Genomic DNA, 13,376 nt, shown 5'->3' with positions numbered 1-13,376 from the left:
TGCTCGCTCCGCTAGTCTCAGTTCGGGCGCCCGTTTCGTCACAGCACGGGCCACCGGCATTCGACGGTCTTGCCTGCCCGCTGGATAAGACCCGGCGCGGCCGCTTCGACTTGCGCCAGCAGCCGCTCTTCGTCGATCAGGGTGTGGCGATAGCCATCGACCACGCGCCGGCCGCCGACCCAGACCGAATGGACGCCGCGTCCGTCTGCCGACCAGATGAGCTGATTGATCGGATTGAGCAGCGGCGTCCATTCGGGCCGGTTGCGATCGTGAGCGACGATGTCGGCCATCCTGCCGGGCTCGAGCGCGCCGATCGCGTGACCGAGACGGGCAGCCTTGGCTCCGTTGCGTGTCGCAAACTCGAGCACTTCGTAGGCGGAGAACAGCGAGACGTCGCGCCGCGAGTCCTTGAACAGGCCGGCGGTGACGTACATCGCGCGCATCATGTCGGCGCTGTTGCCGTTGTTGTTGCCGTCTGTGCCCAACTGGAGCAGAACGCCCGCCGCGGCCATCTCCGGAAACAGACCGGAATGAGTGGCGCCGTAAGCGCCTTTCAGCGCGGTCATCGGGCAATGCGTGACGTGGGTGCCGCTTTGCGCCAGCAGCGCGACCTCGTCGAGGTCGGCAAAGATCATGTGAGTCAGCGACAAGTGCGGTCCCAATGCGCCGAGTGCGTCGAGATGCGCGACGGGGCGGCGACCGCAGGTTTCGAGATAAAATTCGGGATCGGCCGGGTCCGGGCTCATGTGGGCAGTGAGGCTCGCGCCATGTTCCTTGGCCAGGTTGCTGGCGGCAATCCACAAGTCGTCGGTAGCGGTGTTGTGCCCGACGAGGCTGGCGCAGGCGGAAAGGAGCGCGTCGTCGCGTGCCGGATACCGCTCCAGCTGCGCTTCCAGCTTGGCGATCGCCTCCGCGGTCATTGCCGCCTGATCCTCGCCCGGCGCAAACGCGCGGTCCTGCACCCATTGGCCGATACGGCCACGAATGCCTGTCTCTGCCAGGCCATCGTGAACGGCGTCGAGATCCAGGATCGTGCCCGCCTCGATGAAGCATGTCGTGCCGGTGCTGAGCATCTCGAGCGCAGCGAACTGGGCCGATAGTCGCTCCTCTTCGGGCGTCTGCGCGAGGTAGGTGGGGATCAGCCAGTCCATCACGTTGGTCCGCCAATCGAGGTCATCGGGCATGTACCCGCGGGTCAGCGGTTCGCCGGTGATGTGGACGTGGCAATTGACGAAACCGGGCGTGAGGACGAACCGGCTGCCGTCGATCGTCTCGGCGGCGTCGACGTGGGCGGCGACATCGGCGTCCGGGCCGACGGCGACGATGCGGTCGCCCCGGATCGCCAGCGCGCCGTCACGGTAAATGCGCCGCTCCTCGTCCATTGTGACGATCCAGGCGTGACGGATCAGCGTGTCCGCCGTCACCGGCGTCGCCGCTTCGCCGTCGGGTTGGCCGTGCGCGCTCATGCGCCGTAGCTCGCGCGGGCCATGTCTTCGATGTGCTCGCCGACGGTCGGCGGTGGGACGTCATCGCGGGTGTCGCCGATGCAAGTCGGCGCCCGCGCCATGCGATAGTCGGGTTCGAGTTCAAAGAAGCTCGCCACCGAATGCCGCGCGCGTTGCGCGTGATTGTTGCGCACACGGTGAAGGTTGGCGCGATAGATGCCGGCCGTGAAGCGCTCCATCATCTGGCCGATGTTGATCACGAAGCTGCCGCCAAGCGGCGTCGCCGGGATCCAGTCACCGTCGGCATTGCGCACTTCCAGACCGCCGAGATCGTCTTGCAGGAGTATGGTGATCGAGCCCCAGTCGCTGTGCGCCCCCGCGCCCAGCAGATTGCCTTCCACGTCTGCGGGCTGGGGCGGATAGCGCAGCAGCCGCACCCCGCACTGAGGTTCGCCCAGCCCATCGGCGAACCAATCGAAGGGGAGGTCCACCGACTGCGCCAGACAGCCCATGAGGTGCCGCCCCAGGCGGACCATCTCGTCCTGCCAGGCGCTCATCTGTTCGCGGAAACCGGGCAACGCGTCGGGCCATTGGTTGGGGCCCTGCATTGGCAGACCGGCGACGACCCAGGGATGATCCGGCGCAAGCTCGCACGCAATCATGAAGCTTTCCTTGAAGTCCGCGGCCGATCCTTCATCGAGGACCTGGCTGCCGTAGCCTTCGTAGCCGCGGCGACAGGGCGAACGATCGATCGAAAGCGCCAGCTTACGGGTTCGATCCTGGTCGAAGAAGCGGCGTGTCCAATCGAGCTGGGCCTCGACCAGCGCTTCGGGAACGCCATGGCCCGTCACGTAGAAGAAACCGGTTTCCCGGCACGCGTGATGGATGGCGTCGGCGACGCGGCTGCGCGCTTGGGCGTGCGTAAAGCTACCTTCGAGGTCGACGACCGGGATCGACTGTGCGGCGCTGGGAGGGTCGTAGAGGATCACGCCTTGGCGCCATCCCATGCGGTCACGACAGCCTCGGTGGTCACGAGCAGCGAGGTGTGAAGGTGCAGGGCATTGAGGGTTGCCTCATGCAGTCCGGGGTCCAGGCTCGCGCAAGCGTCGGAGACGACGAACGTGTGAAAATCGTGGTGGAAGGCATCGCGCGTGGTCGAATCGACGCAGCAGTCGGTCGTGAGGCCGGTCATGACGAGCGTGTCGATGCCGCGCGTACGCAGCTGGTTCGCCAGGTCGGTGCCATGGAAGCTCGAATAGGCCAGCTTGCTCACTTCAATGTCGCCCGGCTCTGGCGTCACCCGGTAATAGTCCTCGCCGCCGCTGCCGATGCGGCAGATGCCGGCCCCGCCGGGCGTGCCGCGCCGTTCCATCCAAGTCTTCAACGCATTGGAATCGGTTTCCGGCCGAGTCATGACCCGCATGAAAGCGACGGTCGCTCCGGCGCTGCGGGCTGCGGCAATCAGGTCCTCGATCCGATCGATCGCGGCTTCGGCGGGGCTCATATCGACGCCGTGGCGGCCGATCACGCCTTCGCTCGATGCGAAGTCGACCTGGATATCGACGACGACCAGCGCGGTGCGGGTCGGCGCGATCATCTCGCCGGGTTCGGCGACGTGGGGAAGCATGGTTTCTGCCTCAGGCATGAGTCGGTTCCGAAGTACGCGCCGGGAAACGTTCGCGAAGCACGGGCAGGATTTTTTCGCCGAACACGGGCAGAGCGCTGAGGTATTCAGGGAAGATCAGCATCAGTCCGTCGAGCGAGGTTTTCTCGAACATTTCCGACAATCGCTCGATCACGGTATCGGCCGTCCCCGCAACGTGCGGTGTCATGAAGCCGGAGCGGCTCTTCTTCACAAAGTCGTTTTCCCGTCCGATTTCCGCATCGATCATGCCGTAGGCGCGCATCATGCCCCAAAGCGCTTCCTCGTCGAGTCCCGCAGCATAATGCGCGGCGGTTTCCTCTGCCGCCGCGTCGCTGTCGCCCAGCACCACGGTCATCATCGAATAGGTCCGGATGGGGTTGCCTTCCTCCAGCGCGCCTGCTTTTGCCCCCGCGCTGTTCTTCGCGAGTTCCTCCAGATTGCCACCCGAGAGGAACAGGGCATCCATTTCCTGCGCGGTGAAGCGGATCCCGGTCTTCGACGTGCCGGCGCAGACCAGGAACGGCGGGACGAAGGGCTTGGGATCGGACATGCAATCCTCAAGCTGGAAATACTTGCCCTGCATCGTCACGCTGTCTTGAGTCCACAGGGCTTTGATCGCCTGGATCCACTCGGTCGCCAGGACATAGCGCTCGTCGTGGTCGACGCCTTCGGGCCAGGCGCCCATCTGCGCGAACTCGCCCTTGTAGGCCCCCGTCACGACGTTGAGACCGGCGCGTCCGCCGCTGATCTGGTCGAGCGTAGCGATCATCTTTGCCGTGACCGCGGGATTCTGCAGGATCGTATGGACCGTCGCCCAAACCTTCACTCGGCTTGTCGCCTGGGCAAGGCCCGCCATCATCATCGGCGAATCGAGCGTGTAGCGCCACTGCTCGATCTCGCCGCCATACCCGCGGTATTTCGCCATCGCCATGATGAAGTCCAGGCCGATGTCCTCCGCCAGTTTCGCGGCCTTGAGGTTGTATTCGTAGGACCCGTCCAGCCGGGGCGAATTGCGCGACATGATCCAGCCGCCGTTCGCCATCGGCATGAAAATGCCGAGATCGCGTCCACCCGTGTCCGAAGGAAGGCCGAAGTGTGAAGGGCGTCGTGTAGAGGTCAAGATCCGCGTCCTATTGGCCATGTGCAAGCGCCCCGGAGACTATGGCGCGGGCAGGCCGGGTTCTTGTCACCTAGCGCCCGCGCTCTTGTCACGCTCACTGTGTCTGGCCGCAGTGCTGTGGGCAAGCCGGCTTTCCGTCAAACGGACGCACGGTAGGAGACAAGAAATCGGCGCGAGCGGTGCGCACAAGTAGCGGACGTGAACAGGAAAGGACGCGGCGACATGGCAAACTGGTTCATCACGGGGGTCAGCACTGGCCTAGGGCGATCGCTGGCTTCGGCTGCGCTGTCGCGGGGGGACCGGGTGGTCGGCACTGTGCGCAGCGATGCGGCACTTGCCGCGTTCGAGGCCCTTCAGCCGGAGCGCGCCATCGGGATGCGCCTCGACGTGACCGATCTCGAGGCCGTCGGTCCCGTCGTCGATGCCGCCGAGGCACGGCTGGGGGGGCTCGACTATGTCGTGAACAATGCCGGCCACGGGTACACCGGTGCGATCGAGGAGACGCCGATCGCCGACGCCAAAGCCATGTTCGATGTCAATGTCTGGGGCGCAATGGCGGTGATCCAGGCCGCGCTGCCGCACATGCGCGCAAGCAAGGCGGGTCACATCGTCAATATCACCTCGATCAGCGGCCTTGCCTGCTGGCACGGTACCGCGCTTTACGGAGCATCGAAGTTCGCGCTCGACTGCATCGGGCGCACATTGGCGCAGGAAGTCGCGCCACTGGGGATCAAGGTCACCAACGTGGCGCCAGGCGGGTTGCGCACCGAGTTCGCCGCGGCCCGCCTGCCGGGCGCGCCGCAGAGCATCGCCGATTACGCCGAGACCGCACACGTCGCGCGCGAGACGCTGCTGGGGCACCATGGCGAGGAGCCGAGCGACGCCGATCTGGCGGCGCAGACCATCCTGCGCGCGCTGGAAGAGCCGGAACCGCCGCTCCTGCTGCTGCTGGGCGCGGATGCACTGGGCTACGCCAAGAGCGAGTTTGCGATGCTGAACGAGCAGTTCGCGCGCTGGGCAGACTATACGCTGTCGGTTGCCGCGCAGAGCGAACCGGCCGCCTGATCCGGCCGCTTCAGGACGAGAACAGGCTTTTGCGGATTACGGCGTGGACGCCCCAGTTGCCGTTGGCCACTTGGCTGACGCCGAAGTCCACGCCGACCGAGAGCAGCGAGATCGCCTCGTCCTCTGTCAAATTGCGTAAGGTCATCAAGAACCGGCGCGCTTTGCGGAAGCAGTCGCGCATGGCGGTATCGAGCGAGGACTGCTTGTAGATTTCGCTTTGCGCGTTCGCGCCGAGGTCTTTCAAGTATTCCCCGTTGCTGAAGCCCAGGATCACCCATTCGTCGCGCGTTTCGATCATCGGATAGTCGAGGTCGCGGATATAGGGTCGGCTGGTTTTGGCCGGATGCAGGATGACCTGGATCATCGCGGTCATCGAGCATTCGATCGCCGTACCGCAAAGCTCGGAGTCGCCCTGGCTCGCATGGGGATCGCCGAGCGATAGCAGCCCTCCCGCCACGTTCACCGGCAGGAACGCGCTGGCGCCCGCGCCCAGCCGCCAATTGTCGATGTTGCCGCCGAAGTTGGCCGGTGGCACCGAATCGACCAGTTCCGAATGCGCGGGAGCCAGCCCGATCACGCCGAAGTGCGGACGCACCGGGATCACGACGTCGCGCAGCACGTCGAAATTGCGCGTGATCGTTTCGGGATCGACCGGAACGCCCGGATAATCGATCGTCTTGTGCACGACACCGTTCGGATCGGTCTGCGGCGTCCAGCGATAGGAATAGACGGCTTCCGCGGTCGAACGTCCCGGCTCGCCGTCGATCTCATAGATCGTCACCACTTCGCGCTGCTTGGGCTCGGTCAACAAGTCGTTGAAGTGGAAGCCCCAGTAGGCGGCCGCGTTCGAACCGAACGAGCGCCCGGCGAAGCGCGGATTGGCGCTGGGGCGCGTATTCATGTCGAGGATGCGGACTTCAACGACATCGCCAGGCCGCGCGCCCTCGATGGCGATCGGGCCGGTGCAGATGTGGACCCCGAACCCTTCGCCGGGGCCGCGCCCCAGCGTCGATCCGTCGAGCGGGCCTGCGCCGCGTCGGTCCACTGCTTTGAAATCGGCGGTCCAGCGGTAAACGCTTTCCGCCCCCGGATCGCCCTCGATCATGCGCTCGGCATCGTCGTTGGCATGGTGCGTCAGCGTTTCGACCGTGACGAAATCGCCCGATCGCACTTCGAGAACGGGCTTGAGCGAGCGGCTGAAATAGCCCCAGTGGATCGTATTGGGCCGCACCGGCAAGTGATGATGGCGCACTTCGATCGGCGCTGGCGGCTCACTTTGCAGCGCGGAGATTTCCTCGGCGTCCTCGGCGCTGCGCGGTTCCAGTCGCACGTCGCGCGCCTTTTCCGGGCGCCCCCGACGCGGCCCATCGGTAGGCGGCCCGCCGACATCCGGCGACTTGCGATATTCGCGCGGGCTCATGCCGTATTGCTCGCGAAAGGCACGGCTGAACGAGGCGCTGTCGTTGAAGCCCCACTGGAACAGGATTTCCGAAATCGAGCGCTGCGCGTGGAGCGGGCTGCCGAGATCGAGCCGGCAGCGCTCGAGCCTGCGCAGCTTGACGTAGTGGCCGAAGCTGTCGCCGTGCGATTCGAACAGCTTTTGCAGATAGCGCGGCGAAATGTCGTGTTCGGCGGCAACCTGATGCGCATTGAGATTGGGATCGGACAAGCGCATCTCGATCGACTGGAACACCCGCTCCAGGATGGCGGCGCGGCCGCCCGCCGCTCCGCCGAGCAATTTGGCCGGCGCGCGATCCAGCAAGGTTGCCGCGATGAATTCGGGAAGCGCCAGTTCGACCGGCCGGATATGATCGTCGGTCAGCTCGACGATCGAATCCGCGACTGTTCGCAACAGCCCTGAAAGCATCCGCCCGATCGCAGTATCGCTGATCAGGTTGCTGATCTCGGTCGGTAGCGGCGAACGTGCCTTGAGGGCCGGGAGCGACAAGGGCACCTTGATGACGAGCAGGCGGAAATCGCCGTTCAGCGCCAGTCGGCAACTGTTGTCGGCTCCGCCGTACAGCATGTCGCCTTCACTGATGGCGATCGTGGTCTCGCCGCTCTTCGCCTCGAGAGTGCCCTCGAGCAGCAGGACAAGCCAGAAGGACGGCGTTTCCTGCTTACAGTCGATCGAAAGCACCTGGGCGGTCCCGGTGACGCGGATGAACTGGATCTTCTGGCCGCTGGTGAAGCTGACGAGATCGCCATAGACGTCGTCCTGCGCCTCGATCAGGTCGAGCGAGACCCGCTTGAGAGCGAAACTCCAGGCATCGCGCCTCTGGTCACGCGGGAAGGCATTGGTCGTTACGCGTAGGCCGCTCATGCAGCGGGACCCGCTCGGTATTGAACCACAGTTATGTGCATCACCAAGGCCTGACGTAAACGTGAAGTCAGGTCAATCCAGACTATGGCTAAGACACCGATGTCAGGGCCGTATCGGCAGGCTGGGCTGCCACGAGGCGGTCCTGCGTGGCCTTGTAGCGGTGGATCAGCCACTTGTTGAGCTGGCCCTGAGCGCCTTCCTGCCACGAATAGCGCCCGCGCGGGGCGTAACGCGAACGCAGGCCCTCCTGGACGAGCGCGTCGACGTGCATGTCCTGCGCAATGATCGAAAGCGCGCCCCGCTCGTTGACGTCGAGCTTATGCGCGAACGCAGGGTCGGCCATCGCTCCGGGGGCAAACAGCAGGCCCGTATCGAGTTCGTGCGTTTCCGGCCCATCCGGACGGATCAGGAGGTAGATGATCATGTCGCAGGTCATCACCAGGCTCAAAGAGGGCGGGACATTGGCGAACACGAGACGATTGCGTCCCTCGTCCGACAGGCCCGGGAAGATCGGCAGGATCGCGCGCTGCGTCGCATTGAAGCTGGCATCGGGATGCAGGGTTCCGTTGTAGCGCAGAAAGCCCGCGTCCGATGGCTCGGAATCCGGGAATTCGGCGAGCCCCGAAGGCACGAAGTCGTGCATGGGGCCCTGGTGCAGGCGGCTGGCGTGGTAGCCGTCGTTGTTGTTCTCGAACATCACCTTCCAGTTCCAGGGCAGCTGCTGGACGGTCTCCGGGCGGACGCCTTCGGCCTTGTCGAGCTCGTATTCCGCGATCGCCTCGTCGACTTTGGCGAGACGCGGTGCAAGCGGTGCGGCCTCGAGATCGAAGTTGACGAAGATGAAACCGTTCCACAGTTCGACCGCGAAGCGCGGCAGACTGTAGGCCTTCTTATCGAAATTGCAGGTCTTGCTCATGGCCGGTGCCCCCACCAGCGTACCGTCGAGCGCATAGCTCCAGTGATGGTACGGGCAGACGAAGCCGCGCGCGTTGCCGCTGCCCTCTGCCACCAGCATCGCGCGGTGCTGACACACGGAAGACATCGCGGTGATCTTGTCGTCGAGAGTCCGCGCCACGACAATGGGTTCGCCTACGATGCGAGTGGTGAAATAGTCGCCGGTCTTGGGAATCCAGTCCGCGCGGCCGACGCAAAGCCATTCGTGGTAGTAAAGCGCTTCCTTCTCGAACTCGTAGAAGTCACGGCTCGTGTAGCACGCGGGAGGCAAGGTCGAGGCGTCCGCAAGATCGAGAGCGGATTCGTCGAGTGAAGCGATGAAGGGTTCGGGAAGCGGACCTGCGGGCATGATCGGGGATCGTCCTGACTGAGTGAGGTGAGGGGGCGGCAGGAAGCGATCCTGCCACATTCGTTCATGGTGAAAAACTACTCGCGCGTATAATCAGCCGGAATCTCGGGGCTTTCTCCGCCCTTTTCCCAGAGCACGATGTCGTTCCCCCAAGGATCGCGGAAGGCGTGGTTGAGCCCGTTGAATGTGGACCAGTAGTGCTTGGTCCACAAAACGGTCGCACCGCGTTCGACGGCGCGACCGAGGATCGCTTCGGGCGAGTCTTCGTCGCCGATCAGGATCCAGATGCGCGGACGGCGACCATCCGTCGCGATCGTGCGGGGCTCCGCTCCGTCGGCATCGGGATGCGGCCGCGCGTTGGCCGCATTGAAGATCCCCATGTGCAGGTTGCCGATCTCGCTGTCCGAGCCGTCGGGGTTCGGAAATTGCCCCCCTGGAACCATGCGATGGTAGGTCCCTTCCGGCTTCAGATCGTTTTGCCACCCGAAAACCTCGGAATAGAAGATGCCGGCTGCGGCCGGATCGTCGCTGGGTATGTCGAAGAAAATAAGAGTATTGGGCATGAAGCGATCCAGTTGCTTGAGGCGGGTTGGCGCCAGGGCGCGGCGCGCCGGTTTCGTTGAACGTGTTGTGGCCAAACCGCCCGGTCATCTCTTGGCACGAGGCGACCGCATTCTTGATGGACGGCTCCACATCCGCCCTCGCACAAGTTTGCGGGCGCTTTCCGGCAAGACCATGCGGCGGACTGCGCCTGAAACGTGGGCCGACTATTTCCCGTGGATTGAGAAGGGGCTCGTGGATGGCGTCGGTGACGATGAAGACGATGAACGATGCGGCGGCTGCGACGCCGTCGAACTTGTGGCATTTGAAGGCCACGCCGGAGACGATCCACTGGGGCTATTTCTCACCCGACATCAAGCCGGTTCTGACCATCAAGAGCGGTGATCTCGTCCATGCCGAGGCGATCACGCACCATGCCGGCGATGCCCCGGACCTGATGTTCGACGAAGGGGTCGAGCGCATCTTCCGCGAAGTCGATCCCGCCAGTCGCGCGCCGGGCGTGCATATTATGACTGGACCGATCTACGTCGAAGGTGCGGAGCCCGGCGACATGCTCGAAGTCCGCTACCTGCAGATGCGGCCGCGCAACAACTACGGCTCGAATCTCGCCGCAAACTGGGGCCATCTCTACGAAGAGTTCGGCAAGAAGGAACGTGTGACGATCTACGAGCTGGATCCCGTCGCCAACACCGCCAGCGCGCTATACGCCTATGATTTTCCCGGCGAGTATCTGGTGCCGGGCACGATCACCAATTGCCCGACCTGCGATCGGCACCCGGCGCTGCCGGGGATCACCATCCCCGCGCGACCGCACCTCGGTACTGCCGGGGTCGCGCCTGCGGTGAACGAGCCTGTCTCGACGATCCCGCCCGGCCTGCACGGCGGCAACATCGACAACTGGCGCATCGGCGCCGGCTCGACGATGTTCTACAAGTGCCAGGTCAAGGGCGGACTGTTTTCGATCGGCGATCCGCATGTCAGCCAGGGCGACGGCGAAATCTCGGGCACCGCGATCGAATCCTCGCTCGATTGCCTGTTCCAGATCATCCTGCGCAAGGATTTCGACTTCCCGTCGCCGCTGCTCGAAACGCCGGACAACTGGATCGTCCACGGGTTCGGCGAGGATCTCGACGCGGCGATGAAATCCTGCTCGATGGACATGCTGCATCTGCTGACCGAACAGCAGGGCTTGTCGCGCGACGACGCCTATTCGCTGATGAGCGTGGCGACCGATTTCGGCGTTACCCAGGTCGTCGACGGCACTCTCGGCGTACACGCACGCATCGAACGCCGGATGTTCCCTCAGAAGGGGGTCGTAAAGGACAGTGATGCGGACTGATCGGACCACCGTCTAACGGGAATCTTCAGTTCCCTTTCCCGTACGGACAAGAACTGGTCGGGGCGCGATCTGATCGGGCCCCGACTTTTTTGTGGCGGTCCGTGGTGCAGCGGCCCGACGCGAAGCAACGTTTCTTAGATGCGCACCGATAGCGATGGCGTCAGAGGATCACCCCAGCGAGGCCATCGGGGGTTCTGACTCCATCACCTGGTCGATGCGGGCCGAAGGCAGGAAAAACAGCAGCAGCGCCCCGGCCGCGAGTATGACCGCGATGGCGATCGTCGCCTGGTTGTAGTCCCCTGTCGCATCGAAGCTGAGATCCATCAGCGCGGGCGTGAGGCCTTGGGCAAGGATGACTGCTCCGTAGAGCGTGCCGATGATCGCGCCATAGTGCGCGAGGCCGAAATAGCGCGATGTGAGGTAGCCCAGCGCGCCGTATTCGGCGCCCATGCCGATGCCGAGCAGAACCCCGGCGCTCATCACTGCGGCAGTGCTGTGGCCGAACTGGAGCTGGAACAGGCCGACGATCGCGGCGAGGTACATCGGCACCACCAGCACGGGGCTCGATACCTTGTCGAGCAGTCCGCCGGTGACGATCTGCCAGCCCGCCGTCACCAGCGCGAAGACGGCGACCACGCCGGTCGCTTCGCCGATCCCGAAGCCGCGGTCTGTCATCATCGGGACGACATGCGTGAACACCGCGGTCATGCCGCCCGCCCCCGATGCGACCGCGACGAGCAGGATCCAGAAGCGCGGGGTGCGCATCGCTTCGGCCAGGGTCATGCCCTGGAGATCTGCCGGCGTGCTGGTTTCGGTGGGCGGCGCATCGCGTAGCCATGCCAGCAGCACGGGGAAGCCGATCGCCAGCACCACGGCGCCGATCGCGAGATACGTTGCGCGCCAGCCCAGGACAGGCAGCAGAATGCCGGCGAGGATCGGCATGAGCGTCGCGCCAATGCCATTGCCCGCACCGGCCGAAATGCCCATCATGAGGCCGCGATTTTCGTCGAACCAGTTGGAAATGACTTTGCTGAACATAGGCGAGCTGCAGACCGCTCCGGCAAGGCCCACCGCTGCGAACTGGAGGTAGAACAAGCCCATGTTGGGGCTCGCCAGAGAAAGCGACATGATCAGACACGCCAGGGCGACATGGCCGCCGATCAACAGGTTTCTTGCACCCCATTTGTCCATCGCGCGGCCGATAAGCGGGTAGGAAAACGCGGAAATCACCGCCATCAGTCCGAGAACGCCGGAGACTGCGGCCCTTGGCCAACCGAAATCCTCCGAGACAGGGACGAGAAAGGTGCCGAACGTCGCGCTGACGGCCGCGGTCACGCAAACGACGTTTCCGGTCGTCGCCGCCGCGAGGACTTTGGTCGGGTTCACAGGTTGACGGACGTCGGGTTGCGCGACGAAGCTGGATAGGCTGGTCATGGAGCGGCTCCGCTGGGGTGCTGTTGTGGCAGTTTGACTATGTCGGCGACGCAATCCCAAGCGATTCCGGCGGCCCGCAAAGATATTCTTCGTTTGTCGTCAAGTTTGCGGACTTGCGTCCCTGCGCACTTCGCCTCAGTTCACGGGCTCGAACGGCGGCAACGCCTCGGGCGTGACGCCGCGCCTTGCAGAAACAGGATTTATGAGACCGATGGTCACAGACACCGCAATGCCGACGTTCTTCATCCCGCATGGCGGGGGACCGTGCTTCTTCATGGACTGGTCGCTGATGGGCGGCCCGGCGGACACTTGGGACAAGACCGAGCATTGGTTGCGCGGACTGGTCGAGACTCTGCCCGCACGGCCGAAGGGGATCGTGGTGATTTCCGGCCATTGGGAAGAAGACGCCTATACCGCGTCCACAGCCGAGCAGCCGGAGATGATCTTCGACTATTATGGCTTCCCTCAGCATACTTATGAGCTCTCGTTCCCGGCGCCAGGCGCTCCGAAACTTGCCGAACGGATCGTCTCGCTGCTGCAAGGGGCAGGGCTGCCGGCGCGCACAGATCCGTCGCGCGGGTTCGATCACGGGGTCTTCGTGCCCTTCCTGCTGATCACGCCCGATGCGGATATCCCGGTCGTGCCGCTCTCGATGAGGAACACGATGGACCCTGCCGAGCACATTGCCGCCGGCCGCGCGCTTGCGCCCTTGCGCGAGGAAGGCATTCTCATCGTCGGGTCCGGCATGAGCTTTCACAACATGCGCTCGTTCCGTTCTCCCGCGGCGCGCGAGCCTTCCGCAATCTTCGACGAATGGCTGACCCGCGCGGCCGAGGCGCCCGCTGCCGAGCGCGATGCCATGCTTGGCCAGTGGTCTTCGGCCCCTGCGGCGCGGATGGCGCACCCGCGCGAGGAGCATCTGATGCCGATGATGATCGCGGCCGGCGCAGGCGCGCAATCTGCCGGCGCTCGCGTGTTCACCGACAACGTGATGATGGCGGACGTTTCCGCTTACCGTTTCGGCTGAGCTCGGCTCGGCCGGGAAAGCTGCTGTCAGCCGAAAACGCTTCCGCGCTTGAAGGTCCTCGGCAAGGCTGCCAGAAGAGGACCGCATCCGGCCCTGTCTGCGGCGTTCGCAAGC

General features: G+C 64.3%; 11 protein-coding genes. 3 read left to right on the top strand and 8 right to left on the bottom strand.

All coding sequences use genetic code 11. From position 1 onward, the window contains the following. Window positions 1-38: 38 nt before the first annotated feature. The 4 genes from GQO94_RS11890 to GQO94_RS11875 are packed head-to-tail and all read right to left on the bottom strand — an operon-like array spanning window position 39 to window position 4,210. Window positions 39-1,466, bottom strand: a complete 1,428-nt coding sequence (locus GQO94_RS11890; RefSeq protein WP_156841711.1) for an amidohydrolase family protein — start codon at window positions 1,464-1,466, stop codon at window positions 39-41. Continuing rightward, window positions 1,463-2,434 (bottom strand): isopenicillin N synthase family dioxygenase, encoded by a 972-nt coding sequence (locus GQO94_RS11885; RefSeq protein ID WP_156841709.1) that lies wholly within the window; start codon window positions 2,432-2,434, stop codon window positions 1,463-1,465. Before GQO94_RS11885 ends, GQO94_RS11890 begins: the two co-directional genes overlap by 4 nt. Further along, the gene (locus GQO94_RS11880; protein WP_156841707.1) at window positions 2,431-3,090 is read right to left on the bottom strand and encodes a cysteine hydrolase family protein; all 660 of its coding nucleotides are present in this window, start codon (window positions 3,088-3,090) and stop codon (window positions 2,431-2,433) included. Before GQO94_RS11880 ends, GQO94_RS11885 begins: the two co-directional genes overlap by 4 nt. Beyond that, the gene (locus GQO94_RS11875; protein ID WP_408636621.1) at window positions 3,083-4,210 is read right to left on the bottom strand and encodes an LLM class flavin-dependent oxidoreductase; all 1,128 of its coding nucleotides are present in this window, start codon (window positions 4,208-4,210) and stop codon (window positions 3,083-3,085) included. Before GQO94_RS11875 ends, GQO94_RS11880 begins: the two co-directional genes overlap by 8 nt. A gap of 222 nt (window positions 4,211-4,432) precedes the next feature. Here GQO94_RS11875 and GQO94_RS11870 point away from each other — a divergent pair, with 222 nt between their 5' ends. Then, on the top strand, window positions 4,433-5,275 hold the full coding sequence (locus GQO94_RS11870) for an oxidoreductase (protein ID WP_156841703.1): 843 nt from the start codon (window positions 4,433-4,435) through the stop codon (window positions 5,273-5,275). Window positions 5,276-5,285: 10 nt separating this feature from the next. On the opposite strand, the gene GQO94_RS11865 is transcribed toward GQO94_RS11870, so the two are convergent. The 3 genes from GQO94_RS11865 to GQO94_RS11855 form a co-directional block, all read right to left on the bottom strand. Continuing rightward, a complete protein-coding gene (locus GQO94_RS11865; protein WP_156841701.1) occupies window positions 5,286-7,598 on the bottom strand; it encodes an acetamidase/formamidase family protein in 2,313 nt (770 codons plus the stop codon). Window positions 7,599-7,686: 88 nt separating this feature from the next. Beyond that, a complete protein-coding gene (locus GQO94_RS11860) occupies window positions 7,687-8,901 on the bottom strand; it encodes an aromatic ring-hydroxylating oxygenase subunit alpha (RefSeq protein WP_156841699.1) in 1,215 nt (404 codons plus the stop codon). A 77-nt stretch (window positions 8,902-8,978) separates the two neighbouring features. Further along, complete coding sequence (locus GQO94_RS11855) at window positions 8,979-9,464, bottom strand: VOC family protein (protein WP_156841697.1); 486 nt, start codon at window positions 9,462-9,464, stop codon at window positions 8,979-8,981. A gap of 236 nt (window positions 9,465-9,700) precedes the next feature. Between GQO94_RS11855 and GQO94_RS11850 the strand changes: the two genes are divergently transcribed. Beyond that, complete coding sequence (locus GQO94_RS11850; RefSeq protein ID WP_232332903.1) at window positions 9,701-10,801, top strand: acetamidase/formamidase family protein; 1,101 nt, start codon at window positions 9,701-9,703, stop codon at window positions 10,799-10,801. A 168-nt stretch (window positions 10,802-10,969) separates the two neighbouring features. Here GQO94_RS11850 and GQO94_RS11845 read toward each other — a convergent pair whose 3' ends face one another. After that, complete coding sequence (locus tag GQO94_RS11845; RefSeq protein ID WP_156841695.1) at window positions 10,970-12,235, bottom strand: MFS transporter; 1,266 nt, start codon at window positions 12,233-12,235, stop codon at window positions 10,970-10,972. Between the two features lie 211 nt (window positions 12,236-12,446). Between GQO94_RS11845 and GQO94_RS11840 the strand changes: the two genes are divergently transcribed. Further along, window positions 12,447-13,262 (top strand): DODA-type extradiol aromatic ring-opening family dioxygenase, encoded by an 816-nt coding sequence (locus GQO94_RS11840; RefSeq protein ID WP_156841693.1) that lies wholly within the window; start codon window positions 12,447-12,449, stop codon window positions 13,260-13,262. Window positions 13,263-13,376 lie beyond the last annotated feature (114 nt).

The organism is Novosphingobium aquimarinum (genome assembly GCF_009746585.1).
Classification (GTDB): domain Bacteria; phylum Pseudomonadota; class Alphaproteobacteria; order Sphingomonadales; family Sphingomonadaceae; genus Novosphingobium; species Novosphingobium aquimarinum.
The sequence above is the reverse complement of the archived record's forward strand: the minus strand, read 5'-3'. Positions and strand labels throughout refer to the sequence as shown.

What these genes read in the sequence shown, in the direction of transcription:
- GQO94_RS11850 (WP_232332903.1), top strand. Translation starts at nt 9,701, where the DNA reads ATGGCGTCGGTGACGATGAAGACGATGAACGATGCGGCGGCTGCGACG.
- GQO94_RS11870 (WP_156841703.1), top strand. Translation starts at nt 4,433, where the DNA reads ATGGCAAACTGGTTCATCACGGGGGTCAGCACTGGCCTAGGGCGATCG.
- GQO94_RS11845 (WP_156841695.1), bottom strand. Translation starts at nt 12,235, where the DNA reads ATGACCAGCCTATCCAGCTTCGTCGCGCAACCCGACGTCCGTCAACCT.
- GQO94_RS11855 (WP_156841697.1), bottom strand. Translation starts at nt 9,464, where the DNA reads ATGCCCAATACTCTTATTTTCTTCGACATACCCAGCGACGATCCGGCC.
- GQO94_RS11860 (WP_156841699.1), bottom strand. Translation starts at nt 8,901, where the DNA reads ATGCCCGCAGGTCCGCTTCCCGAACCCTTCATCGCTTCACTCGACGAA.
- GQO94_RS11890 (WP_156841711.1), bottom strand. Translation starts at nt 1,466, where the DNA reads ATGAGCGCGCACGGCCAACCCGACGGCGAAGCGGCGACGCCGGTGACG.
- GQO94_RS11840 (WP_156841693.1), top strand. Translation starts at nt 12,447, where the DNA reads ATGGTCACAGACACCGCAATGCCGACGTTCTTCATCCCGCATGGCGGG.
- GQO94_RS11865 (WP_156841701.1), bottom strand. Translation starts at nt 7,598, where the DNA reads ATGAGCGGCCTACGCGTAACGACCAATGCCTTCCCGCGTGACCAGAGG.
- GQO94_RS11880 (WP_156841707.1), bottom strand. Translation starts at nt 3,090, where the DNA reads ATGCCTGAGGCAGAAACCATGCTTCCCCACGTCGCCGAACCCGGCGAG.